The sequence below is a fragment of the Streptosporangium canum genome, from assembly GCF_900113865.1.
GTDB lineage: Bacteria > Actinomycetota > Actinomycetes > Streptosporangiales > Streptosporangiaceae > Streptosporangium > Streptosporangium canum.
The window spans coordinates 235,111-259,717 of record NZ_FOQY01000012.1 but is presented as its reverse complement, the minus strand read 5'-3'; the positions used below and the strand labels follow the sequence as shown (position 1 = coordinate 259,717).

The following is a 24,607-nucleotide window of genomic DNA, read 5'->3' as shown; positions in this document are numbered from 1 at the left end:
CGCGGTCGGCGACGTGCCGTGGGGCTTCTCCCCCCTGCTGCCGCAGGCGGAGGTGGTCCGGGTCAAGCCCGAGACGGCGGACGTCCCCGGCATCCTGGAGCGTGCCATCGGCCGTTCCCTGGTCGTCGTGGTCAAGGACGCCCACCGCTACGAGGCCAGCAAGTCGGTGGTGTCGGCGCTGCTGGCCGCCCGCCCCGACGCCACGGTGGTCGAGATGGGCCTGCCGATCTGGCGTCCCGAGGGCGTCACCTACCTCGCCACCTACGGCGCCGCCCGCGCCAACGCCCAGGCCGCCGCCGAACTGCTCGGCGTCTGACCTGGCCCCATGCCGGTACGGTCCGCACCCCGGAGGCCCCCGGGTGCGGGCCGTACTGTTGCATGATCCGCGCGGGGATCCCGCTGAAGGCGGCTTCGCGTTCATGGATACGCCAGCGGCTGATCATTCGGAACCGGCACCCTGAGTCCCCAGTGCCCGGACCGATTGTGCTTGAGCCGATTCACTCCTCCAGCGAAGGCGTCACCGGCCTGGCCGGCCAGCTGAAAGACGACGACCACGATGATGACCACCAGCACGGCGATCTGGTGGCCGGGACGCACGAGGCCGGCCTTGGTGGCCGGCCCGGACGGAGAAGGGACCTGGCGGTAGGTGCTTTCGGGGAGCGTCGGCACCGGTAGGCGGGAGTTGTGTGCGGCCATTGAAAATGGCTTCCTGGGCGCTCCCGACGGCGTGAAGACTCAGCCTTTGATTCCCCGGCACCGAAAATCTGTAGTTGCTGAAGTAGACATTCGTGGCGGGTGTGGGTAGAGTTTCTGGCATCGCAAGGAACGGATCCACGAGGGCAGAGCAGGACGTAGGCATCACGACGAACTGCCCGGACGAGCGTGGATAGCTGGACAACAAAGACGATGCAGTGAAGAGGGGCAGAAGGTCGGACGTGCCAGGACCAGCGGTAGGTGAAGGGTCCCGGCCGTGGACAAAGCAGCTGCGGTAAGAAATGAACGGGCAGAAGGTCGGACGTGCCAGGACCGGGCGGTTGAAGGGTCCCGGCCGTGGACGCGCTGCCACAGCAGTAGCAGTGAACAGAAGGCAACGTCGGACGTGCCGGGACCAGCGGTAGGTGAAGGGTTCCGGCCGTGGACACGCAGCTGCAGTACGTAGTGATGCATGAGGTCGAAGAAGTAACGCCAACCAAGAGCGAAGGGAGTGTTGAACGCCATCAGGATCGCCCGTTGCCGGCGGAAGTTCGCCGCACGGGTACCGCAGTCCCACGGATTGGAAGGTGGTCTACGGTCACGCATACGCGATCCCCGCATCCCCGCCCCCATCGGGCGGCCAGTGCGGAAGAGACAGATCGGCCTCCGGGCCGGTAGATGGTGTTGAACCTCGCGGGCCCCGGCGCATCATGGCGCCGGGGCCCTGTCGGCATTTCGGGAAGGTTATATGGATCAAGCACCGATGGCGTCGGCCGTCCGCGCGCAGCCCAGGCTCCGCGCCAGCGCCGATAAGGCTGAACCGGCCCCTGGGGCCGACACCGCGGGCAGGGCCGGTGGGCTCCCCGCCACACCGGGCGACATCCCCGGTCACCGGTTCGACGACGAGGACTACCCCGCCTACAGCATGGGCCGGGCCGCCGAGATGCTCGGCGTCACCCAGGCGTTCCTGCGCAACCTGGGCGCCGCCAAGCTGATCGAGCCGCAGCGCTCCGAAGGCGGTCACCGCCGCTACTCGCGCTACCAGCTGCGCCTGGCCGCCCGCGCCCGCGAACTCCTCGACCAGGGCACCGCCCTGGAGGCCGCCTGCCGCATCATCATCCTCGAAGACCAGCTCGCCGAAGCCCTGCGCATCAACATCGAACTTCAGCAGAGCCGCGACCGCCACCAGTCCGACAACGCGATCCGCCGCACGGCCTGAGGGCCGCCCCTACCGGCAAGTCGCCGACCTGCCCGCGCCGCCACCGACCGTCGGTGAAGCAATCCGCTGGATCACCAGCGACCCCGACCACCTCACGACCGACGAAGCCACCAAGCCCGCCCAGCTCAAGGCAGGCAGGACATCACATATACCGGTACAGGACCCGCATTTGAGAGGGCCATACCGTTGGATGGTCAGGTCGCGGGCTCGGTCGTCAGGCCGTAGTGCCGGGCCACCGCCTGGACCTCCTCCCTGAGCGCGGCCGGCGGACGGTGGCCGAAGCGCTCCAGGTAGGCGGCGAACTGGCCGGGGTCGTCACGCAGGAAGGGGAAGTCGGTCGCGACCATGTGCCGGATCGCCAGCAGCGGGACCGGGCTGCCCAGCGGCCGGAAGCCGGGGTTCCAGAGCCCGGCCTTGGGCGGCGGGCCGGGGTAGAACTCGCCGATCATCAGCCCCTCGGAGACGTAGCGCGACTTGAGCGCGTCCTGGGCGGCGTCGATCACCTCGGCCGCCGCCGCCTCGGGCAGGTCGGGGAAGAGCACCAGGATGGTCCGGTACTGCGCGGACACCCCGGGTGGCGACACCAGCCGGAGGAACCAGTCCCGGTAGCCGTCGAGCGCCTCGACCGCCTCGGCGCCGTCCGGCGTTCCGGGCCGGACGCCGAGATAGAAGGTGCCCCGCTCCAGCGAGGTCTGGGCGTAGGGGCAGACCGGCCCCTTCCTGCCGAGGTCGGCGTGCGGGCGGCACAGATACTCCCGCGCCCAGACGACGATCTCCTTGAGCGGCACGCCGTACCGCCTGACCAGGTCATGGTCGCCGTCCAGGTCGGCGGTCTCGATGAGGACGCGGGAGGGGTCCGCGGGATCGGTCAGCATCGTGGTCCGCCCTTCCGGGTGCTTCGCCGTACGGCTGCCAGCGCGACGGCGCCCATCGCCACACCGGCCCAGCGCAGGACGGTGTCCTGCCGCCGGGCCCGGGTGAGCGCGTCCGCGTACGGGGTGGTGGTGTGCGAGATCATCGTGTAGAGCGGGACCCAGCGGCCGGGCAGGAGCCGGGCGAGCAGCAGGTCCGCCTTCTTGCGTGCGAGGTGGAACGGGGAGCGGAGCCGGTCGCGCAGCTCCACGAAGTTCTGCTTGGACAGCTCGTCGAGCACGTCGGTGTGCGGTTTGCGCAGGCGCTGGTATTCGGCGAAGGCCCGGCCCAGGTCGTCGGGGTGGGCGCCCAGGCAGCGGTCGAGGACCGTGCAGTCCTCCAGTGACGCGTTCATGCCCTGGCCGTAGAAGGGGTAGACCGCGTGGCAGGCGTCGCCGATGAGGGCGACCCTGTCCCGGTAGTGCCAGGGCGAGGTGCGGATCGACACCAGATGCCCGACGGGGTGCTCGGCGTACTCCTTGGCCAGGTGGGGCATGAGCCCGATCGCGTCGGGGAACCGCGTCCGGAAGAACTCCTCCGGGTCGGTGATCTCCTCGAACCGCTCGACCGGCAGGAAGAGCGTGCCGGTCAGGGAGTTGTCCCGGTTGGGATGGGCGACGATGAGGGCGTCCGCGCCGGGCCAGACGTGCAGCGCCTCCAGCCTGGTCCTGGCCGACCCGTCGTCGGCGGCGGGGATGGTCAACTCCTTGTATCCCCACTCCAGGAACTCCTGGTGGTGGTCCGCCCTGAGGCCGTGCTGCATTCGGGCTCGGACCTGGGAGAACGCGCCGTCCGCGCCGATCACCGCGTCTCCCCGGACGGTGAGCGCGGCGCCGGTGCCCTCCTCGGCCAGATGGACGGCCGCCGCCTCGCGGTCGAGGTCGACCAGCCGGTGCCGGAAGTGGAAGCTCACCCCGGGCTGGGCCTCGGCGTGGTCGATCAGCGTGGTGATCAGGTCGCGGCGCAGGACCGAGTGGAGGATCTCGCCCTCGTGCGCGCCGTAGGGCTGGAACGGCGCCCCGCCGCCGGGCAGGTGGATGGCCCGGCCGCGCATCGGCACGGTCAGCGGCCACAACGTGTCCATCAGGCCGATGTCGTCGAGCGCCTTGATCCCCCGGGCGGACAGGCCGAGGTTGATCGACCTGCTCTCCTCCTCGTCGAGCAGCCGGGGGTCGGGCCGGCGCTCGTAGACGTCGACCTGGAAGCCGCGCCTGGCGAGGTAGCACGCCAGCAGCGTGCCCGCCGGCCCCGCTCCGACGATGAGGATCCGGCGCGTCATCGGTTCTCCTCCCTGGTCCAGGCCACCGGCAGCACGGCGCGCGGTGCGCCGCCGGGGAGCCGGGCGATGAGCAGTTCGCTGGGGCCGTCGAGCGCTCGCCGCTCGATCCGGCCGAATCCGGCCTCGGCCAGCCAGCCGGCGATCTCGTCGAAGGCGTAGATCCGGCCGCCCTGGGTGACGGCGAGGTTGAGGCTGAAGGCGCGGGTGAAGGCCTCGGCCGCCGGGGGCGTGCCCTCCGGCAGGTCCGCGAACGACTCCAGCACCAGCACCGTGCCCCCGGGGCGCAGCGCGGCGGCGACCCTCTTGAGCAGCGCACGGTTGTCCGGCCCGGCGAAACCGTGGCAGAGATTGAACAGCAGCGCCGTGTCGTGCCCGGAGCCGAGGTCCGCCTCGGTCACGTCGCCCGGGACCGCGCTGACGCGTCCGGCCAGACCGGCCTGCTCGATCCTGGCCCGGCCGCCCTCCAGGGCCTTCGGCAGGTCCACGATCGTCGCGGTGAGCCGGGGGTGGGCCTCGCAGAGGGCGATGCTGTAGCGGGCGTGGCCGCCGCCGACGTCGAGCAGCCGCCGCCCCGGGTCGGGCACGGTCGCGGCGACGAGCGGGGCGAGCCCGGTGGCCATCCCGTCCAGCATGGTCTGGAACTCGCGCAGCGTCCGCGGCCGGCTCTCCAGCCAGCCGTAGAAGTCGGCGGCGGGCCGGCCGGTGCGGACCGACTCCTCCAGGCCGTCCCAGAGCTCGCCCAGCAGGTCCTGCCAGAAGGCCAGCGCCGGGGCGTAGCTCCACGGGCTCCGCCGGTCCAGCGAGCCCGCCGTCATCGGGCTGTTGGCGTAGACCTGACCGGGCGTCCGGTCGAGGTAGCCGAAGGAGACCAGCGCGTCCAGCAGCACGGGGAGGGTGCCCTCGTCCGTGCCCGTCCGGGTCGCCAGCTCGGTCACGGGCAGCGGCCCGTCGAGGAGCGCGTCGAAGACTCCCAGCCGTTGTGCGGCCCCGGCCGCCCGGAACGCCATCGTCCCGATCAGGTCGAGGTGGGGCCCGGGCGCCTGTTCACGGAGTTGTTCAGGGTCGAGATAGAGCGGCATCGCTGTCTCCTTGCGCGACTTGGACGCCTTGCGCGACGTCGGGATGCTCGGTTCCGGCCTCCGGACTCGCGTCTCCGTCCCGCCCCGGCGGGCGGGTGGCGTCGTCGTCCGGCGGTGAGCGGGCGGGAGTGGTCTCGGCGGGGACCGGCTCCGGCGGGTGGACGTCCTCGGCGTCGGGGAGTTCGGACTCCACGTTGCGGAGGCGGGGCCAGAGGTAGGCGAGCGGGGCGAGCAGCAGCAGGCCCAGCCCGGTGAGGAGGAAGACGGCGGCCAGACCCCGGCCCGGACCGGTGCCGATCACGCCGCCGAGGGTGTCGGCGAGGGCTCCGTCGGGGGCCATCATCGGCTCGAGGACGTGGTCGGCGAGGGGCCCGGCGGCCAGGTAGGTGAGCACGGTGGCGGCCTGGGTGACCGTGCGGACGGTGCTCAGGACACGGCCCAGCGCGGCGGGATCCGTCTTGAGCTGCAGCACGGTCATCCCGGTGCCCTGCACGAACGGGAGCGTGAACAGGAACGCCGGCGCCACCACCGCGATCAGCCACGGTGACGGGGCGACGCTGTGCAGCGCCAGCAGCACCCCGCCGAGGGCCGTGAACACCGCGACGCCGCGCACCCGGTGCCGGGGCCCGCCCCAGGCGCTCAGCACGAGTCCTCCGGCGAAGACGCCGGCGCCGCCCGCGAACATCAGCGCGCCCAGCACCGCGGCCGACCCGAACGACAGGATCAGCGGCTGGACCAGCACCCCGGACATCCCGAAGAACAGGTTGTAGGCCGCCAGCACCACGACGAGCTGGAACAGGCCGGGCCGGGCCCGCAGGTGCCGCCAGCCGAAGAGCAGGTCCCGGCGGAGCGGCTCGGGCGCGGTGGCGACGCCGCCCGGCCGGGTGACCTCGGGCGGCAGCCGTACGGCGAACATGACCACCCGGGTGACCAGGAACGTCGCCAGGTCGACCACGACCACGCCGGTGATCCCGACCGTCACCAGCAGTGTCCCCGCCAGCAGCGGGGCCGCGATCTTCACCGAGTCGGCCACCTGCATGAGGCCGTTGGCCCGGCCGAGGTGGCGCTGCGGCATGATCAGCGGCATCATCGAGTGGTAGGCGGCCATGTGGAAGGTGCCGAAGACCGAGCCGGCCACCGTGACCACGTAGACGTGCCAGACCTGCAGTGCGCCGGTGGCGAGCAGCACCGCGAGGACGCCGGTCACGGCCGCGGCCCCGGCGTCGGCCGCCATCAGCAGCCGCCTGCGGTCCCACCGGTCGGCCACCGCCCCGGCCAGCGGCGACAGCAGCACCTCGGGGAGCACCGCGCAGAGCATGATCAGCACGAACTCGGTGGCCGAGCCGTTCCTCTGGTAGACCCAGACGCCCAGCACGAAGCCGGTCAGGCTCGATCCGATGATCGACAGGAGCTGTGCCGCCCAGATCACTACGAACCTGCGGATCCCGTCATGCACGGCGACCACCCGCCAGGACCCCGGCGCTGACGTAGTGGTCCAGATACCGGCCCAGCAGGACGCCGTCGGCGGGCGGACAGACCAGCCCGGCCCCGGCGAGCGCCTCCTCGGTGGCCGAGCAGTCGAAGGTCGGCCCGCCGGGCCCCTCGTGGTCGGCGACGAAGCCCGGGTAGAGGACGATCGGCAGGTCGTCGCCGACCGCCAGCCGGTCGCGGACCAGCCGCCGCCATTCGCCGCCGGGCACCAGCCGCACCGGGAAGCCGCGCTCGCGCAGCCCGTCGGCCAGCTCGGCCGAGCTCAGGACGCGCGGGTTGTAGTAGTGGAAGTCCCCGCCGGCCCGGCTCCGGGCCAGGTGCGCGATCGCCGCCGCGACGTGGTCGACCGGCGCCATGTCGAGCCGTTCCCCGTCGGGTACCGCGCCGAGGCGCGCGCAGGTCGCGAAGAGCCTGCCGAGGAAGTCGCCGGCCACGGAACGGCCGGTGCGGCTGTCGGCGGAGACCCGGGCGGGCCGGTGGATCGCGATCGGCAGGCCGGTCCGCCTGGCCGCGCCGGCCAGCCGGTCGGCCACCCACTTGCTCTGGTCGTAGCCCAGGTGCAGCGGGCCGGGATCGGGCAGCGGGTCGGTCTCCCTGACCGTGCGCTCGCCGGGGGTCAGGTGGACGCCGAGCGTCGAGACCAGGTGGACCGGGGTGGTGATCCGGCCGCACGCCGCCAGGCGCAGGATCTCCAGGACGCCGTCCACGTTGGCCGCCCGCAGCCGCCGGTAGGGCAGGGCGAAGTTGACCAGGGCGCCGTTGTGCACGATGAGGTCGACCGAGTCGGCCAGTTCGGCGGCGCGCGGGGCGGGCAGGCCCAGCCCCGGAAGGTCCAGGTCACCGGCCTCCGGGATGATCCGGCCGGCGAACCGGTCGTCCCAGAGGCCGTACCGCTCAAGGCCGCCGCGCAACCGCCCCTCCGGTGCGTCCCCCCTGACCAGGCAGTGGATCTCGGCCTCGGTGGTGCGCAGCAGCGCGGCGAGGAGGTAGGCGCCGAGGAAGCCGGTGGCTCCGGTGAGCAGCACCCGGCGCGGCGGCCCGTCCGGGACCGGCGCGCCGGTGAACGCGACGTCGCCGGGCAGCACCGCCTCGGCGCGCAGGTCCACGGCCTCGGCCGGCCGGCCGTCCACGACGGCGGCCAGCTCGGCCAGGTCGGCCGTGGCGAAGATCGCGGTCATCGGGACCGCGACCCCCAGCTCGGCGGCGATCCTGGAGACGATCTGCGGCGCCAGCAGCGAGTGGCCGCCCAGGTCGAAGAAGTTGTCCCCGCGTCCCGGATCCGCCTTGAGCACCTCGGCCCAGATCGCCGCGAGCGCCTGCTCGGTGCCCTCCCTCGGCGGCTCGTACGGCACGGCGTCGCCGGCCCCGTCCGGCTCCGGCAGGGCCCGGAAGTCGATCTTCCCGTGGGAGGTGAGCGGCAGGGCGGCGAGCATGACGACGGCGCCGGGGATCATGTAGCCGGGGAGCCGGTCGGCGAGGAAGGCGCGCAGCGCCGCGACGGTGAGCGGCTCGCCCACCAGGTAGGCGACCAGCCGCCGGGAGCCGGCGGTGACCACGGCCTCGCGGACGCCGGGATGGGCCAGGCAGGCAGCCTCGACCTCGCCCGGCTCGATCCGGTTGCCGTGGATCTTCACCTGCCGGTCGGTCCGGCCCAGGAACTCCAGGTTCCGGTCGGGGCGGAACCTGGCCAGGTCACCCGTAGCGTACATCCTGGCTCCCGGGCGGGGTGAGAACGGGTCGGGCAGGAAGCGTTCGGCCGTCAGGCCCGGACGGCCGAGGTAGCCGTGGGCCAGGCACTCGCCGGCGACGTGCACCTCGCCGGGCACCCCGATCGGCGCCGGGTTGCCGTGCCGGTCGAGCACGTAGACGCGGGTGTGCGGCAGCGCGGTCCCGATCGGCAGGTGCGTGGCCGCGCCGAGTTCCGTCCCGTCGACGGTGCGGTAGGCGGTGGCGCAGACGGTCGCCTCGGTGGGGCCGTAGTGGTTGTAGAACGCGACCCGGCCGCCGGTCAGCCCGGCCCAGACCCTGAGGCGCTCCAGCGGGACGCTCTCGCCGCCGACCATCATCGCGGTGAGCGGGACGTCCCCGGCGCCGCCCGCCGCGTCCAGCTGCTCGACCCACTGCTGCCACAGCGCGGAGGCGGTGTCGACCATGGTGATCGCGTGCTCGGCGCACAGGCCGGCGAGCGCGGGGCCGGTGAGCGAGGCGGGGTCGGGGTGCAGCACCAGCGCGGCGCCGCTGATCAGCGCGGGGAAGACGTCGCCCGCCGAGGCGTCGAAGCTGAGCGGCGGGACCATCAGGACGCGCTCCCCCGGCCCGAAGCCGTGCAGATCCCGGAAGGACCTGGCCAGATGGGAGAGGGTGCGGTGGCCGACCACCACCCCCTTGGGCCGCCCGGTGGAGCCGGAGGTGTAGATCACGTAGGCGGCCTGGTCGGGATGCCGGGCGGCCGCCTTCGGGGCCGCCGTCCTGTCCGTCGTCCAGAAGGCGAGGTCGGCGCGTGTCACGATCGGCCCGGTGAACCCGGCGAATCCGGCCTCCTCGGCGATCACCGCGGCCGCCCCGGAGTCCGCCAGCAGGTAGGCCAGCCGCTCGGCGGGCTGCGCCGGATCCAGCGGCACGTAGGCGGCGCCCGCCTTCAGGATTCCCAGCAGCGCCACGACGGCCTCGGGGCCGGCGGTCAGGCCCAGCGCGACCCGCGCGCCCCGGTCCGCGGACTCCCCGGCCGGCGCCGCCTGGGCCAGCAGGAGGCGCAGGCGTCCGGCGACGGCGGTGGAGGCCCGGTCGAGCTCGCCGTAGGTGAGCACCGTGCCGGAGGAGGCGCCGCGGCCGCCGGCCGTGCCGGGGACGACGACGGCGGGGGCCTCCGGCGTCCGGGCGGCCTGCCGGGCGATCAGCTGGTCGAGCAGGAGCGCCCCGGGATCCCAGGCGAGATCCTCGGGAGGGTCGCCGAGGACCGCGGCGCGCTCGGCCGCGGGCAGGATCTCCAGCTCCGACAGGCGGCGGCCCGGCTCCGAGACGACCGAGTGGAGCAGGGTCTCGTAGTGGGCGCCCATCCGCTCCACCGTGGAGCGGTCGAACAGGTCGGTGTTGTAGGAGAACATGAGCTGGACGTGGGTGGAGTAGACGATCACGTCCAGGGCGAGGTCGAACTTGGCTCCGGCCAGCCCCGACAGCACCGGCTCGGTGCGGAGGCCGTCGAGGGCGAGCGCCCCGCTGTCGGGGTTGCCCAGCATGAGCATCGTCTGGAACAGCGGGGTCCTCGCCGGGTCCCGGTCGAGCCGCAGCTCGCCCACCACCCGCTCGAACGGCACCGCGGCGTGGCCGTACATGGTGAAGGCGCGCCGCCGCACCCGCTTGAGCGTCTCGCGGAAGGTCGGGTCGCCCGCCAGGTCGGCGCGGAGGGCCAGGGTGTTGATGAAGATGCCGAAGACCTGCTCGAACTCCTCGTGGTCGCGGCCCGCGACGGGAGTCCCGACGCAGAAGTCCTCCTGCCCGCTGTAGCGGGAGAGCAGCACCTGGTAGGCGGCCAGCAGGGTCATGAACGGCGTGCAGCGCTCGGCCCTGGCCAGCCCGGTGACCCGCTGCCACAGCTCCAGCGGGACGCGGTGGACGACCAGGTCCCCGTTGGTGGTCTGTACGGCGGGGCGCGGCCGGTCGGTGGGCAGTTCCAGCGCCGGCACGTCGTCGAGCTCCCGGAGCAGGCCGGCGACGTCGGCGGAGCGCTCGCGCTGCAGACGGACGTGGTCGCGGTACTGCCGCGCCGGGGGCGCGAGCGGCGACGGCAGCCCGGTGGTGAAGGCCGCGTACAACGTGGCCAGCTCGGCGAACATCACCTGCTCGATCGACCACGCGTCGCCGGCGATGTGGTGCACGACCAGCAGGAAAACGTGCTCGCCGGGGCCGGTGCGCAGCAGGCTCGCCCGGAGCAGCGGCCCCTCGGCCAGGTCGAACGGCCGGTTGCTCCGCTCGGCCAGCAGCTCCGCCGGCGACTGCCCGGCGAGCGGCCCGCCGGTCAGGTCGAGCCGTTCGATCTCCACCGGGGCGGGGTCCAGGACCAGCGCGACCGGGGCGCCGCCGACCTGGGGGAAGACGGTCCGCAGCGCCTCGTGCCTGGCCACGACCTCGCTCAACGCCCGGGCCAGCGCGCCGGGGTCGAGCGGCCCGATGAGCCGCTCGCAGACGACCATGTTGTAGGTCCCGTCCCCGGGGGTGAGCCGGTCCAGGAACCACAGGCGCTCCTGGGCGTAGGAGAGCGCGCTCACGCGAGCTCTCCTCGCAGCCGCGTGACCTCCTCGGCCAGGCCGGCGATGGTGGGATTGTCGAAGAAGACGTCGAGGGAGACCTCCACGCCGAGCCTGCGCCGGGTCCTGGCGATGATCTGGGTGATGGTCAGCGAGTGCCCGCCGAGGTCGTAGAGGTCCTCCTCCAGGCCGATGTCGTCGATACGGAGGATCTCCTGCCAGATCTCGCGCACCTGTGTGATCACGGGGTCCTCCTGCTCCGGGCGTTCGAGCGCGGCGTCCGGGGCCGGAGAGAACAGGTCGGTCACTGAAGCTCCTCGTCGGGTTCGGGGTGGGGCGGTTCCGGAAGGTCGGCGATCTTCACATGCGGCTCGGCGGCGACGACGCGCAGCAGGGCCCGCAGGTATCCCGCGAGGCGGGCCACGTCGTCGTGGTCGATCGCGGTGGGGTTGAAGCGCAGGCCCAGGGTCAGGCTCAGGTCGCCGTCCACGGCCTGGATGTGCAGTGCGCGGCGGGAGGCGCCGTTGAAGACCGTCCACTCCACTCCGGCCCCGATGCCGGGGAAGCCCGGCGCGGACGCCCGTCTGCGGTAGCTGAGGAGCACCGGGCGGGAGGTCGTCCTCGGCGGCGCGTGCCGGAACCGGTACAGCTCGCGGAGCTCGGCCTGGACCGTGCGCAGGTAGGCGGGTAGGTCCTCGTCGAGCTCCGGATGCGGGACGAACGGCACCTCCGCCACGAAGTTCCCGATGTGGTGCCGTGTCTCGCCGGTGCGGGTGCCGAGGTCGAGGGCGAGGGGGGACCCGGTGGTGCCGTGGCGGCGGAGCAGCGCGCCCAGCACGGCCACGAGCAGTTCGAACCTGGTCGCCTCCAGCGCCGTGGCCGCGGCGGCGACCCCGTCGAACTCCGCTCCGCCGAGCACCATCTCGACGATCTCGCCGGGGCCGGTGCCGCCGGGGTCCGCGCGCAGGCCGGGCAGGAGGAGCTCGGCGGGTGCGCGGTCGCGCTCCTTCCAGAAGGCCGCGGCGCCGTCGACCTGGGGGCGCTCGCCGTACGGCGGCGCCAGTACGGGCAGTGCGGCGCGCGAGAAGTAGGCGTCGGCCAGATCGCGGAGCAGGACGTCCTTGGAGTCGCCGTCGAACACCCGGCCGTGCGCGGTGAAGATCAGGCGGTGCCGGTCCGGTCCCAGCGCGACCAGCGTGAACCGGGCGAGCGGGCCCCGGTCCAGGTCGAACGGGCGGGTGACCTCGGCGGCGGCGACCTCCGGGTAGCGCCGGGACGACGAATCGACCCTCCTGACCCGGACCCGGCCGAGCACCGGGTGCCGCGCGGCGACGGCGGCGCACGCGCCGAGCAGCGCGGGGACGTCCAGGGGACCGTTCAGGTGGAGCACCAGCGGGATGCCCCGCAGGTCGAAAGAGGCGTGCGACATCCTGTCCGTCTCCCTCGTGGGTGACTTCTCTTCGGGCAGGCGACGGGGGCATGGGTCACCCCGGACAGACTTTTAATAGGAAAGTTTCCTGTCTATTTACGCAACCCGAATGCTACACATGTGGTACGCCTGAAACAAGCGATGAGTGGTGAACCGAATTTGGAGGCTTTGATGATCGTTCGTGGCGGCCTGAGTGGCGCGAGCCCCGAACTGGCCGGGCTTGCCGACACGGTGCTCCAGCCCGGGTTCGTGGGGGTGGAGGTGCCCGACTGGCTGCGCAGACGCCTGGGCGAGGGGCTCGGAGGGGTTGCGCTCTACTCCCGAAACCTTGTAGACAGTGCGCAGGTCAGAGCGCTGACCGCCGCTCTCCGGGCGGAGAACCCCGACGTGGTGATCGCCACCGACGAGGAGGCCGGCGACGTCACCCGGCTGGAGGCGCTCACCGGCAGCTCCCGCCCGGGGAACCTCGCGCTCGGCGCGGTGGACGACCCCGAGCTGACCGAGCTGGTCGCCCGCGGAATCGGGCGCGACATGGCCGAGGCCGGCATCACCCTGAACTACGCCCCCGTGGTGGACGTCAACTCCGATCTGGACAACCCCGTCGTCGGCACCCGCGCGTTCGGCGCCGACCCCTGGCTGGTGGCCCGGCACGCCCGCGCGTGGGTCACCGGCCTCCAGTCGGCCGGGGTGGCCGCCTGCGCCAAGCACTTCCCCGGTCACGGCGCCACCGCCGTGGACTCCCACAACGACCTGCCGACCGTGTCCTGCTCCGCCGAGGAGCTCGCCGCCACGGCGCTCCCGCCGTACCGGACCGCCATCGAGGCCGGGGTGCGGGCCGTGATGACCGGCCACCTGCTCGTCCCCGCCTACGACCCCGACTTCCCCGCCACGATGAGCAGCCGCATCCTGGTCGGACTGCTCCGCGAGGAGCTCGGCTTCGACGGCCTGATCGTGACCGACGGCGTGGAGATGCCCTCGGTCGCCGAGCGGTACGGCGTGACCGGCGCGGCCGTCCGGGCCCTGGCCGCCGGGGCCGACGCCGTCTGCGTGGGCGGCGAGCGCAAGGGCGCCGGCGTGGTCGGATTCATGCGCAACGCCATCATGGCCGCCGTGATCGACGGCACGCTCCCCGAGGAACGCCTGGCCGAGGCCGCCTCCCGGGTGCGCCGGCTGGCCGCCTGGTCGGCCGAGCAGCGCCAGGCCGCGTGGGCGACGGACCAGGCGGCTCTCACCCCGGCCGGGCTCACGGCGGCCCGGCGCGCCGTGCGGGCCCGCGGCGAGGGGCTGCCGCTGACCTCGGCGCCGCAGGTGATCGAGTTCGTGTCCGAGACGAACATCGCCATCGACCCGGCCACCCCGTGGGGCGTCGCCACGCCGCTGACGGCGCTGCTCCCCGGCACCACGGCGGTACGGCTCGGCCCCGAGGACGAGGTCCCGCCGGTGCCCGGCGGGCGCCCGCTGGTGATCGTGGTGCGGGACGCCCACCGGCACGCCTGGGTGTCGGCCCGGCTCGACGCGCTGCTGGCCCGGCGTCCCGACGCGGTCGTGGTGGAGATGGGGCTGCCGGGCCCCGGGACGCCCGGCGGCACGCACATCACCACCTACGGCGCGACGACCGTGTGCGGCCAGGCGGCGGCCGAACTCCTGGCCGGTCGGTCCTCCCTGACACGTACCGGTCCGCGCTGAGCCCCGCGGCACGCCTCACGCCGGCCGGTCACCCCTCGACGGCCCACACCAGCTCGTGCTGGAGCGGGCCCGGCATCGCGAGGAACTCCCCGTAGTCGCAGGCGAGCGGTGCGATCTGGGAGGCGTACGCCAGCACGGCACGCCGCTTGGCCGTCCACTCGTCGCCCTCCAGCCGGATCCGCAGCTCGGGGCGGATCCGGTGCCGCTCCGCGAGGGCCCGGACCGGCGGCTTGCCGGCCAGGGCCTGATCGGCCGAGGCGGTCCCCCACTCACGGACGGCGGCGGCGTACGGAAGATCGGCGTAGACCCACGGCGGTCGGGCGCCGGTCTTGCGCAGCGCGTCCAGCGCCTGGTCACGGACCGCCTCGTGGTCGGCGTTGCCGATCCCCATCGGGATCAGCACCCGCGTCTCCCGCGTGACGTGGCCGGCGAGGAAGCCCTCCAACTCCCGGAGCCGCAGCCCCGCCACCGGGGCGTCGGGATGCGCCAGCGCCACCTGGTCCACCCCGAGGATCTCGCACGCCCGCGCGTCCTCCGCCCGCCGCTCCCGCGCGGTCTCCTCGGCCGAGGCGAACCCGCACAGCCGATCCCATGCCGAGACCTCCTCGCCCGGCGCCCCGCCCAGCGCCGTGACGATCACCGCCGGCCCCTCGTCGCGGGCGAGCAGCCCCGCCACCGACAGGACCGCGTCGTCGAAATGCGGCGAGACCACGATCGTCCGCCAGCTCACCCCGCCTCCCCGGACCTGGTCAGCACGAGCCCGCGGCTGCCTCGCTTGCGCAGGTAGGCGAGGCCGTCGCAGACGGACTCCAGCGTCGGCGGGGCGAGTTCGAGCCGTTCGGCCACCCGCCAGGTGGACTGCCGTCGCAGCCACGGCCAGACCCGGTCGTTGAGCTGACCGGTCTCCAGGGCGATGAGGATCCGGTCGGTCGGCAGGGCGTCGAGCAGCGCCAGGTCCTGGTCGTAGTAGAGCATCTCGATCAGCAGGTACGCCGCCGCCGGACGGCTCCGGTGGGCGGCCAGGTCCTCCAGGCTGTCCGGCGACACCTCCACCCCCGGCCCGGACCGCTCCGCCGTGGCGACCCCGGCTCCCACCGGTCCGGCCGCACCGGAATCGGCGCCGCCTCGGACTCCCGCCCGCCCCGCCGTACCGGGGCCGGAGCCCGGACCGGCCCCCAGCCGCTCGGCCAGCCGGGCCCGGAACCCGGCGTTGGGCTCGGTGGCCTGGAGGGTGTATCCGTTCCCGGCCAGCCGCCGGGTCAGCTCGCCCTCGCAGGCGCCCACCTCCACGATCGGCCCGTCGTCCGGCGCGCACCACCGGGCGACCCATGCCGCCGTCGCGTCGAGCCGGGCGGCCTCGTAGGCCGACCGGCCGAACTCCCACGGGTCGTCGGCCACCGCGGCGTCGTCCCCGAGGCTGGAGATCAGCGCGTACAGCCGGTTGGCCTGGGTCGCGTCGGCGGCGAAGAAGCGTTCGACCACCGGGACCCGGTCGGTGGTGACGAGCCGGTCGGCCACCCGGCTGCGGAGCAGCTCCCCGGCGTGCCGGTTGATGAAATCGAGCTTGATGTCGGCCTCGGCCCCGGTGAGCGCGATCGCCTCACCGGGGACCGTCTGCAGGAAGGGGTTGTCCCCCACCGAGTACGTCACGGTCAGGCCGGGGACCGCGCGGGAGACGGTCCAGCCGAACCGGGCCCGGCGGATCCGGTGGTCGGCCGGCGAATGGGTCCAGACCTCGGCGGGCGACCCGCCCAGCCGGCCGGCCACCTCCTCGGGGACCGGCAGCGGGGCCGTGTTGCCACCGGGCTCCACGAGGGGGGCCAGCAGTTCCAGCCGCTCCCCCGGCGACAGCCCCGCCGGCAGGGTCACCCACGACGCCGACTGACCGACGACCACCCTGATGTCCCGGTCGGCGTGGCGCCTCAGGACGGACACGAACTCGAGAGCGACGTCCTCGGCATGCAGAACGGCGATGACGACCGTCATAGAACCCCGATCTCTGATCACGGAATCATGTCTTTTCTATGACATTTCCGCGCCAGCATAGACGATCTTCCCGGCACCGCAACGGGTACGGACCGGGAAGAGCCGCCTGCCCCATCGGGCTCCCGGGGAGCGGAGATCTCCGCACACCGGATCCTCAGGGCGCGAAGATCTCCTCGCGCGCCTGATCCAGAGCGGCGAGAACCGCGCCGCGCAGCACCGGGTTCCCCTCGACCTCGCTGGCCACCACCTGCGGGCGGACCGGGCAGATCCGGGCCACCGCCTCCTCGATCCTGGAGGTCAGCGCCCCCCCGCCCGCCTTGCTGACCTCGCCGGCCAGCACCACGAGCCCGGGGTCGAGCACGACGGAGACCGAGGCCACGCCCAGCGCCAGCCGCTCGGCGATCTCGTCCAGCAGGGGCTCCCCGCGCTCCCCGGCCTCGACGGCCGCCGCGACGCACTCGGCGGCGCCGCCTCCTCCGAAGCCGTGGGTGGCGGCGAGCTCGGCCACCGCCTCCGCGCTGACCAGCGACTGCAGGCCGCCCGCGAGCGAGGGCAGCCGTCCGGGCACCGCCCGCACGTCCGCGGCCAGCGGCACGCCGGGCACCGGAAGGTAGCCGATCTCGCCCGCGCTGCCGGACCGGCCGCGGTGCAGCCGGCCACCGAGCACGACGCCGAGGCCGATGCCCCGGCCCACCCAGAGCAGCACGAAGTCGTCGACGCCGCGCGCCGCGCCCAGGGCGCGCTCGGCGACGGCGACGAGGTTCACATCGTTTTCGATCTTGATGTCGCGACGCAGGTCACGGGCGAGCGCCTCGTGGATGCCCTCGTGCCAGCCCGGCAGGTCGAAGGAGAACCGGACGTCCCCGGTCCGGGGATCGACCACACCCGGCGTGCCGATCACGACCGACCGCAGCTTGGAGAGCGCGACCTTGGCCGACCGGCACGCCTTGACGACCGCGCTGTGCACGAGGGCGACCGGGTCGTCGTGCCCGTTCGGCGCGACCGTCACCTCGGCGACGATCTCCCCGTGGATATCGGCGATGGCGGTGGTGACGAATTCCGGGCCGACATCCAGGCCCGCCACATAGGCAGAGGAGGGGATAATTCCATAAAGCGCCGCATTAGGCCCCCTCCCGCCCGCCTGCTCTCCCGCCACCTCGACCAGACCGCGCTCCTCCAGGCGGGCGAGCGTCTGTGACGCCGTCACCTTGGAAAGGCCGGTGAGCTCCCCGATCTGGCCCCGTGTCAGCGGTCCCGAGTCAAGCAACAGCTCCAGGGCGGCCCGGTCGTTGATCTCCCTCAATAGCCTGGGCACGCCAGGACGTCGCTCCATACGCATGCTCTCTTGTTCGCCGTTTCCCCGTCGCTTTTACATTCAGATAAGAATAGCGGTTCTATTCATTAATAAGGCTTCCTGATAGTTTAGCCTCATGGAGGCCTCGCGGGGGGCCACGGGGGTGCCCCTCGCCATGCCGCCCGCCTTCCGGTCCGCCCCGCGCCCGCGCCGCCCTCCCCTGCCGCCGGAAAATCGAGGCTTGCGACGCTCACCCGTCGCGTGGAACACTCCCGAAAACGGTAAAGGTTCTTTTCAGTAAGGGCCTTCCGTGGGTGGCGAGGCAGGTCTCGACATGGACACCATCATCAGGATCGCAGCCGACTACGCGGGACGGCCGACCCGGAACGGGCCCGTCACGATGGGTCAGGCCAACATGGCGCGTTGCGTGCTCCGCGACCCGCCGCTCCACATGAACTTCCGCGTCACCAAACGCCTTCCGGCGGGAACGACCTTCGCCTCCGTCACCGAGGCGGTCGGACGGCTGCTCTCCCGGCACGAGAGCCTCCGGGCCACGATCCGCTCCGGCGTCCAGCATGTGCCCGGGGCGGGGGCGTTCCCCATCGAGGTGCACGGCGCCACGACGGACGGCGCCGGGCCGGAGGCCGCCGAGCGCGCCCTGGACGGGCTCGCCGAGGAGGTCGGCCTGCGGATGCAGGGCGTCCGGTTCGACGTGGAGGCCGAACTCCCCATCCGGGTCGCCGTGATCACCGACCGGGACGTGCCGCGCCGGGCGGTCTTCGTCCTCCCCCACACCTCGGTGGACGCGATCGGCCTGGCCACCGTCATGCGTGAGTGGGAACGCCTGATCCGGGGCGACGCCGTACCCGCTCCGTGCCCCACGCAGCCGCTCGAACTGGCCGTCGCCGAGGGCGCCCCGCTCGCCCGGCGCCGCACCGAGGCGGCGCTGCGCCACTGGGAGACCCAGCTCAGGCGCGTGCCGCAGTCCATGTTCGCGATCGACGAGGTGGCCGACGCCGACGCGATCCGCCCACGGCTCAGGGTCCGCTCCGCCGTGGCCGGCGAGGCGCTGGGCGCCGTCGCGAGCCGTACCGGGGCAAGCCGATCGGTGGTGACGCTCGCCGCGCTGGGCATGCTGATCGGCCTGCGGAACACCCAGCGGACCTGCGTGATCGCCTCGCTGTCGAGCAACCGGGTCCGTCCCGAGCTGCGCGACTACGTGGGGCCGCTGGCCCAGGACGCGCTGATGGCCGCCGACCTCGACGTCCCCACCTTCGACGAGGCGGTCCGGCGCTTCCGCGGCGCCTCCCTGGCCGGATACCAGCACAGCCGCTTCGACTCCACCGCCCTCTGGGAGGTCATCGAGAGCGTCAACGCCGAGCGGGGGGTGAACTTCGCACGCGACTGCGTCTTCAACGACATGAGCGGCGTCACCGTCGCCGACCGGGAGCCCCCGCCCGCCGCCGACGTCGAGTGCGACTGGCTGCCCGAGGCCTCGCTCCCCGCGCATCTCGCGCTCTGGGCCAACCGGCTGGAGGACGAGGTGGACCTGACGTTCTGGATCGATCCACGGGTGATGTCCCGCCAGGAGGCGGAGGGTTTCGGGACCGGGCTCGTCAGGCTGCTGATCGAGGCCGGGGACCGGGTGATCCCCGCGGCGGAGATCCCGGCCGTCTCCGGGGTCGCGCCCGCCGGCCACGGACCCGGCTGGGTCCACACTGACTCCTGCTGGGTGAGCCTCGACGCGGTCGGCCGGCTGGTCGGCGAGGCCGTCGGCGGGCGGCCGCACCGCGTTGTCCACGGCGCCGACGGGCGCCTGATCTGTCACGTCACCTCGGGAACCCCCGAGGAGATCCATGCCGCCTGCCTCGCCCTGCTGCCGGGCCGCACCTCCGCCATGACGCCCCACCACTACGTCGTGCACCGGCCCGCGCCCGGCGACACCTGGCTGGACGGCCCCGTGGTGACCGAGGGTGACGGACGTCGACGCGATTCTTTCCCGACCTAGCGCATAAGCAGTCAATAGCAGGCGGGATAATCGATTACATGCGTCTATCCGCTCGTGTCGACTATGCCCTGCGTGCCGCCGCCGAACTCGCCGCCGCCGGCGAGGGACCAACCACCGTGGGTGAGCTGGCCAAAGAGCAGGAGATGCCGCCCAAGTATCTGGAGAACATCCTCCTGCAGATGCGCCGGGCGGGTCTGGTCCGCGGCCAGCGTGGCCCCGAGGGCGGTTACGTGCTGGCCCGGCCGGCCGCTGAGATCACCTTGGCCGACGTGATCCGCGCCGTGGACGGCCCGCTGGCCAACGTGCGGGGCGAGCGGCCCGAGCATGTCGACTACCGGGGCCCCGCCGAGTCGTTGCAGCAGGTCTGGATCGCGTTGCGGGCCAGCGAGCGGGCGATCCTGGAGGAGGTCACGCTTGACAGCGTGGCCACCGGCGCGCTTCCCGAGCGGGTCCGTCAGCTCGCCGCCGACCCCGCCGCCTGGGACTGAGCGGGCTCCCGTGCCCGAGGGCGACGTCGTCTACCGCACCGCCAGACGGCTCGGCCAGGCACTCGACGGCCGGATCCTGACGCGTTCCGACTTCCGCGTGCCACGCCACGCCACGGCCGATCTCACCGGCCGTGCCGTGCTGGAGACCGTCTCACGCGGGAAACACCTGCTCACCCGGGTCGACGGCGGCCTGACCGTCCACACCCATCTGCGCATGGAGGGGAGCTGGCAGATCTCGCCCGCCGGCCGCAGGCCGCCCCCGGGCGACGTGGTCCGCCTGGTGCTGGCCAACGCCGAATGGCAGGCGGTGGGAGTACGGCTCGGCGTGGTCGACCTGGTGAGGACCGCTGAGGAGGATCGGCTCGTCGGGCATCTCGGACCCGACCTGCTGGGACCGGACTGGGATCCGGCGGAGGCCGTACGGCGGCTGGCGGGGGACCCCGGGCTGACCATCGGAGAGGCGCTGCTCGACCAGCGCAACCTGGCGGGGATCGGCACCGTCTATCGGGCCGAGACGCTTTTCCTCGCGGGGGTCTCGCCGTGGCGGCCGGTGGGGACGATCGGGGATGTGGGCAGGATCGTCGCGCTCGCGCAGCGGTTACTGCACGCCAACAGAGAGCGGGAACGGCGCGTGACGACGGGCGATGCCCGCGCGGGCCGGGGCACGTGGGTCTACGGCAGGGCAGGAAGACCTTGCCTGCGCTGCGGACGTCGGATCAGTCGCGGAGAGATGGGGGCACAGCCGCAGGAACGGCTGATCTTCTGGTGCCGTCACTGCCAGCCGGGAGAACCGACCGGCTAAGCGGCGACCATGTCGTTGACCTCGGGAAAGACGGATTCCGGGAGGGAACCGGGCACGGTCTCGGCGATCGGCAGACGCTCCCGTTCGGGGACATCGCCGGCAAGCACCGGGGCGTGCTGGAGCTCGGCCAGCGCGAACTGGTCGGAGACCTCACGGAGCACCTGTGAAAGCGGCACCCCGAGGGCGCCGCAGATTGACGCGAGTAGCTCAGAAGAGGCTTCCTTCTGACCACGTTCCACCTCGGACAGGTATCCGAGGGAGACACGGGCCAGTGTGGACACCTCACGCAAGGTGCGGCTCTGCCGCACCCGCAGCCGCCGCAACACGTCACCGAGCAGCTGACGCAGCAGGACCATCTGTCGCTCCCTCCCCGGCGCGGGCGTCTTCGCGACACTCCGCGCGATCGGTTCGTGCCGCCCGTTCTTCGAACGCGACCCTTGGTACATACTCCTCGCCGTCATCATCGCTTGACCTTTACCTCACTCACATCTCCACCGTACCTGTATCCACCAACACCGCGGCAGACCGTGGTGAGCATGTTCGCTGGGGACGTAACGCGGTAATCACCCGGAATGTTCCCCCAAGTTCGCCTCCAGCACACCTTGCAGCAGATCCACAGCCTCATTCACCGTCGATTGGCGAATTTCCTCACGTGAGCCGTCAAGCCGGAGATCCCGGTGCCATACCCGCCCATCGGGCCCGCTAACGGCCAGGTGCACGGTGCCGACCGGTTTGCCGTCCTGCGGATCGGGGCCGGCCACCCCGGTGGCGGCCAGACCGTAGGTGGAACCGGTGAGCCGGCGCACACCGCTCGCCATCGCCGCGGCGACCTGCGGGTGCACGGCCCCCTCGCGTTCCAGCAGCTCGGCGGGGACCCCCAGCAGGCGTTCCTTGACCTCGGTGGCATAAGAGATGACCCCGCCCACGAAAGCCGCCGACGCGCCGGCGGGACCGGTGAGCGCGGCGCCGATCAGCCCCGCCGTCAGCGACTCCGCCACCGCCACCGTCTCGCCCTTGCGGACGAGCAGCGAGAGCACGTGGGTGGCGGCGAGCAGACGGTGACTCATCGGGCCCGCGCCCGCTTCGCCACCTGCCGCAGTTTGACCGCGCGGATCACGTAGTCGAGCCCGGTGCCCACCGTCACGACGACCGCCGCCCCCATGACGGTCCAGCGGATCGGCTCGGGCACCCCCGGCCACATGTAGGAGACGATCGCCGCGATCTGCAGGACGGTCTTCACCTTGCCGCCGTAGCTGGCCGGTATGACACCGTGCCTGATGACCGCGAAGCGCAGGACGGTGACTCCCAGCTCCCTGCCGAGGATCACGATGGTGACCCACCAGGTCAGCTCGTCCAGGGCCGAGAGGCTGATCAGCGCGGCACCGATCAGGGCCTTGTCGGCGATCGGGTCGGCGATCTTCCCGAAGTCGGTGACCAGGCCGTAGCGGCGGGCCAGCTCCCCGTCGAGCAGGTCGGTGAGCGAGGCCACCAGGAAGACCACCAACGCGGTGACGCGCCAGCCGGAACCCGGCAGGAAGAGGCAGAACGCGAAGAACGGAACCATCGCCAGCCGTATCACCGTGACGACGTTGGCGATGTTCCATACGCTCACCTTGGGGCGCGTGGCTGCCGCGGTCGGATCGGTGCCGGTCTCTGGCGTGTTGGTCATACGCTCTCCCGGCCCGGCGGCGCGTTCACGAGGCTGCCTTGATTCGGGCGATCAGGTCGACCCCTTCGGAGTCGACCACGACGGCCCGGACGATCTGGCCGGGGACCAGGCCGATGCCCTGGACCGTCACGGAACCGTCGACCTCCGGCCCCTGGTGGGCCGCACGGCCTTCGTAGCCGCCGTCGCCGAGATCCTCCTCGATGAGGACGTCCACCTCCGTGCCGATCCGCTCCTCGGCCCGCTGGGCCATGAGCTCCTCGGCCAGCTCGGTGAGCGCGGCCACCCGGGCGTCGACGGTCTCCTGGTCCAGCTTCCCGGGGAGCGCGGCCGCCTCGGTGCCGTCCTCGTCGGAGTAGCCGAAGACGCCGATCACATCGAGCCTGGCCTCCTGGAGGAAAGCCGTCAGCTCGGCGAACTCCTCCTCGGTCTCGCCGGGGAAGCCCACGATGAAGTTGGAGCGCACGCCCGCCTCCGGAGCGGTCGCCCGGACGCTCTCCAGCAGGTCGAGGAAGCGCCGGGGGTCGCCGAAGCGGCGCATCCGGCGCAGCACCGAGCCGCTGGCGTGCTGGAAGGAGAGGTCGAAGTAGGGGGCCACGCTCTCGGTCGAGGCGATCATCTCCAGCAGGCCCGGACGGAGCTCGGCGGGCTGCAGGTAGCTGACCCGCACCCGCTCGATGCCCTCGGTCGCGGCCAGGGAGGGCAGCAGCTTCTCCAGTGCCCGCAGGTCGCCGAGGTCCTTGCCGTAGGAGGTGGAGTTCTCGCTGACCAGCACGAGCTCCTTGACGCCCTGCCCGGCCAGCCACGCGGCCTCGCTGACGAGCTCCTCGGGACTGCGCGAGACATAGGCGCCACGGAAGGCCGGGATGGCGCAGAACGTGCAGCGCCGGTCACAGCCGGAGGCCAGCTTCAGCGAGGCCACCGGCCCGTCGCCCAGGCGCTTGCGCAGCGGCCGGGGGCCGCTGGCCGGAGCCAGTCCGTCGGGCAGCTCCCCGTGGCCGGGGATGTTGGTCTTGGGGGCGGCGGCACGCTCGACCGGCGAGATGGGCAGCAGGGTCCTGCGGTCACGGGGACTGTGCGGGACGAGCGGCTTGCCCTCCAGCACGTCGTCCAGACGCGTGCCGATCTGGGTGTAGTCGTCGAAGGAGATGACGGCCGCCGCCTCGGGCAGCGCGTCGGCGAGCTGGTCGCCGTAGCGCTCGGCCATACAGCCCGCGGCGACCACCTTGGCCCCGGAGTCGGCCGCGGCGAGCAGCGTGTCGATGGAGTCCTTTTTCGCTGAGTCGATGAAGCCGCAGGTGTTGACGACGATGACATCGGGGTCGTCGTCGCCCACCTGCCAACCGGCAGCCTCAAGACGCGCGGCGAGCTCCTCGGAGTCGACCTCGTTGCGCGCGCAGCCCAGTGTGATCAGCGATGCGGTTCGGCGGGATGACATGGTGAACACTACGGTATCGGGAGTTGGCCACTACCGATGCACCTCCCCCGTCACAAGCTCGCCGCGGGACTAACCCGGCTGGGGCGCGGAGGCCCCGTAGGAGCGGTTGAGGACCTGTCCCGAGGGACCGGGGGTCCCGAGATTCTTGCCGTTCACCTGCAGCAGGAAGGCTCCCCCGTCGCCGAAGGTGACCTTCACCCCCTTCTTCGCCTTCCAGACGGAGGTTTTACCCGCCTCCAGCATGCCGGAGAAGAGTTTTCGGCCTCCCGTTTCCGTCACGTCGAGCCAGGACGAGCGCTTCGCCTTGACCTGGAAGACGACCAGGTCGCCCCGCTTGCCGGTCGCCGGCGCCGCCGCGTGGCGCGACGGGTTCGGCGTGCCGGCCGGCGAGGCCGCCGGCGGCACCGCCGGCACCGAGGCCGGGCGGACGTCCGCGGTGGGCGTGTCCCCGCCGCCCATCATCTTCACCACGCCGAACACCACGACGATGGCCAGCGCGACCGCCATCGCGGTCGTCCAGTTGGGCGAACGACTCTCCCGGATCTTGATCGGCTTGTCCGCCTGGAACACGCTGGCCGCCCGCACCGGCAGCGGCACACCCCCGTGCGACTCGTCGTACTTGTGCACCATGGTCTCCGGGTCCAGCCCGACGACCTTGGAGATGTTACGGATGTGTCCCCGCGCGTAGAAGTCTCCCCCGCACTGGGAGAAGTCATCCCGCTCGATCGCGTGGATCAGCGCCTCACGAACGCGCGTGCGCGCGCTCAACTGCCCGACGGTCAGACCCGCCGCCCGACGCGCCTCTGCCAGATCGCTGCCAATGCTCATAGCGCACGCCCCCAAGCCCCCGACGCTGCGTAGTGAACCCTATTCAACCAGTAATCGAACGGGGC

General features: G+C 72.5%; 21 protein-coding genes and 1 pseudogene. 6 read left to right on the top strand and 16 right to left on the bottom strand.

Translation table 11 applies throughout. The features are described from left to right. Nucleotides 1-316 (top strand): annotated as a pseudogene (locus tag BM085_RS20085) (glycoside hydrolase family 3 protein); the annotation flags it as partial. Between the two features lie 101 nt (nucleotides 317-417). Here the strand turns inward: BM085_RS20085 and BM085_RS20080 are convergent. Continuing rightward, nucleotides 418-696, bottom strand: a complete 279-nt coding sequence (locus BM085_RS20080; protein ID WP_093888472.1) for a hypothetical protein — start codon at nucleotides 694-696, stop codon at nucleotides 418-420. A 922-nt stretch (nucleotides 697-1,618) separates the two neighbouring features. Between BM085_RS20080 and BM085_RS46010 the strand changes: the two genes are divergently transcribed. Then, nucleotides 1,619-1,912, top strand: coding sequence for a helix-turn-helix domain-containing protein (locus BM085_RS46010; protein WP_245789456.1), 294 nt, complete (start codon nucleotides 1,619-1,621; stop codon nucleotides 1,910-1,912). Between the two features lie 194 nt (nucleotides 1,913-2,106). On the opposite strand, the gene BM085_RS20070 is transcribed toward BM085_RS46010, so the two are convergent. Genes BM085_RS20070 through BM085_RS20040 form a run of 7 tightly spaced genes read right to left on the bottom strand, consistent with a single transcriptional unit; the run spans nucleotide 2,107 to nucleotide 12,346 of the window. Then, nucleotides 2,107-2,787 (bottom strand): DUF6875 domain-containing protein, encoded by a 681-nt coding sequence (locus BM085_RS20070; RefSeq protein WP_093888470.1) that lies wholly within the window; start codon nucleotides 2,785-2,787, stop codon nucleotides 2,107-2,109. Further along, on the bottom strand, nucleotides 2,781-4,103 hold the full coding sequence (locus BM085_RS20065; RefSeq protein ID WP_093888469.1) for an FAD-dependent oxidoreductase: 1,323 nt from the start codon (nucleotides 4,101-4,103) through the stop codon (nucleotides 2,781-2,783). The genes BM085_RS20070 and BM085_RS20065 overlap by 7 nt, the downstream gene beginning before the upstream one ends. Continuing rightward, a complete protein-coding gene (locus BM085_RS20060) occupies nucleotides 4,100-5,182 on the bottom strand; it encodes a methyltransferase (RefSeq protein WP_093888468.1) in 1,083 nt (360 codons plus the stop codon). The genes BM085_RS20065 and BM085_RS20060 overlap by 4 nt, the downstream gene beginning before the upstream one ends. Further along, on the bottom strand, nucleotides 5,160-6,638 hold the full coding sequence (locus BM085_RS20055) for an MFS transporter (protein ID WP_245789453.1): 1,479 nt from the start codon (nucleotides 6,636-6,638) through the stop codon (nucleotides 5,160-5,162). The genes BM085_RS20060 and BM085_RS20055 overlap by 23 nt, the downstream gene beginning before the upstream one ends. Then, nucleotides 6,631-10,938: a non-ribosomal peptide synthetase gene (locus BM085_RS20050; protein ID WP_093888466.1), complete on the bottom strand. Its 4,308-nt coding sequence runs from the start codon at nucleotides 10,936-10,938 to the stop codon at nucleotides 6,631-6,633. Before BM085_RS20050 ends, BM085_RS20055 begins: the two co-directional genes overlap by 8 nt. After that, nucleotides 10,935-11,225, bottom strand: coding sequence for a phosphopantetheine-binding protein (locus tag BM085_RS44515; protein ID WP_063767726.1), 291 nt, complete (start codon nucleotides 11,223-11,225; stop codon nucleotides 10,935-10,937). Before BM085_RS44515 ends, BM085_RS20050 begins: the two co-directional genes overlap by 4 nt. Continuing rightward, a complete protein-coding gene (locus BM085_RS20040) occupies nucleotides 11,222-12,346 on the bottom strand; it encodes a condensation domain-containing protein (protein WP_093888464.1) in 1,125 nt (374 codons plus the stop codon). Before BM085_RS20040 ends, BM085_RS44515 begins: the two co-directional genes overlap by 4 nt. A gap of 171 nt (nucleotides 12,347-12,517) precedes the next feature. Here BM085_RS20040 and BM085_RS20035 point away from each other — a divergent pair, with 171 nt between their 5' ends. After that, nucleotides 12,518-14,032, top strand: coding sequence for a glycoside hydrolase family 3 protein (locus tag BM085_RS20035; protein WP_093888463.1), 1,515 nt, complete (start codon nucleotides 12,518-12,520; stop codon nucleotides 14,030-14,032). Nucleotides 14,033-14,060: 28 nt separating this feature from the next. Here BM085_RS20035 and BM085_RS45275 read toward each other — a convergent pair whose 3' ends face one another. The 3 genes from BM085_RS45275 to BM085_RS20025 all read right to left on the bottom strand — a co-directional run bounded on the left by BM085_RS45275 (nucleotide 14,061) and on the right by BM085_RS20025 (nucleotide 17,351). After that, entirely contained in the window at nucleotides 14,061-14,762 is a 702-nt protein-coding gene (locus BM085_RS45275) for a PIG-L deacetylase family protein (protein ID WP_218158764.1), read from the bottom strand. Next, the gene (locus BM085_RS45270) at nucleotides 14,759-16,018 is read right to left on the bottom strand and encodes a hypothetical protein (protein WP_218158763.1); all 1,260 of its coding nucleotides are present in this window, start codon (nucleotides 16,016-16,018) and stop codon (nucleotides 14,759-14,761) included. Before BM085_RS45270 ends, BM085_RS45275 begins: the two co-directional genes overlap by 4 nt. Before the next feature lie 154 nt (nucleotides 16,019-16,172). After that, a complete protein-coding gene (locus tag BM085_RS20025) occupies nucleotides 16,173-17,351 on the bottom strand; it encodes an ROK family transcriptional regulator (protein WP_093888462.1) in 1,179 nt (392 codons plus the stop codon). A 295-nt stretch (nucleotides 17,352-17,646) separates the two neighbouring features. On the opposite strand from BM085_RS20025, the gene BM085_RS20020 reads away from it, so the two are divergent. Genes BM085_RS20020 through BM085_RS20010 form a run of 3 tightly spaced genes read left to right on the top strand, consistent with a single transcriptional unit; the run spans nucleotide 17,647 to nucleotide 20,610 of the window. After that, complete coding sequence (locus tag BM085_RS20020) at nucleotides 17,647-19,320, top strand: condensation domain-containing protein (RefSeq protein ID WP_093888461.1); 1,674 nt, start codon at nucleotides 17,647-17,649, stop codon at nucleotides 19,318-19,320. A gap of 38 nt (nucleotides 19,321-19,358) precedes the next feature. After that, complete coding sequence (locus BM085_RS20015) at nucleotides 19,359-19,808, top strand: RrF2 family transcriptional regulator (RefSeq protein WP_093888460.1); 450 nt, start codon at nucleotides 19,359-19,361, stop codon at nucleotides 19,806-19,808. 10 nt (nucleotides 19,809-19,818) lie between these two features. Beyond that, entirely contained in the window at nucleotides 19,819-20,610 is a 792-nt protein-coding gene (locus BM085_RS20010) for an Fpg/Nei family DNA glycosylase (RefSeq protein WP_093888459.1), read from the top strand. Here BM085_RS20010 and BM085_RS20005 read toward each other — a convergent pair. The 5 genes from BM085_RS20005 to BM085_RS19985 form a co-directional block, all read right to left on the bottom strand. Further along, nucleotides 20,607-20,966 carry a helix-turn-helix domain-containing protein gene (locus BM085_RS20005; RefSeq protein ID WP_031163022.1) on the bottom strand — a complete coding sequence of 120 codons (360 nt, stop codon included), beginning with the start codon at nucleotides 20,964-20,966 and terminating at the stop codon, nucleotides 20,607-20,609. The two genes, BM085_RS20010 and BM085_RS20005, sit on opposite strands and share 4 nt — an antisense overlap. Before the next feature lie 207 nt (nucleotides 20,967-21,173). Further along, a complete protein-coding gene (locus BM085_RS20000) occupies nucleotides 21,174-21,677 on the bottom strand; it encodes a CinA family protein (RefSeq protein WP_093888458.1) in 504 nt (167 codons plus the stop codon). After that, entirely contained in the window at nucleotides 21,674-22,279 is a 606-nt protein-coding gene (gene pgsA / locus BM085_RS19995; RefSeq protein WP_093888457.1) for a CDP-diacylglycerol--glycerol-3-phosphate 3-phosphatidyltransferase, read from the bottom strand. The genes BM085_RS20000 and pgsA overlap by 4 nt, the downstream gene beginning before the upstream one ends. Before the next feature lie 25 nt (nucleotides 22,280-22,304). Then, nucleotides 22,305-23,714: a 30S ribosomal protein S12 methylthiotransferase RimO gene (gene rimO, locus BM085_RS19990; RefSeq protein WP_031163028.1), complete on the bottom strand. Its 1,410-nt coding sequence runs from the start codon at nucleotides 23,712-23,714 to the stop codon at nucleotides 22,305-22,307. A 69-nt stretch (nucleotides 23,715-23,783) separates the two neighbouring features. Next, on the bottom strand, nucleotides 23,784-24,542 hold the full coding sequence (locus tag BM085_RS19985; RefSeq protein ID WP_093888456.1) for a helix-turn-helix domain-containing protein: 759 nt from the start codon (nucleotides 24,540-24,542) through the stop codon (nucleotides 23,784-23,786). Nucleotides 24,543-24,607 lie beyond the last annotated feature (65 nt).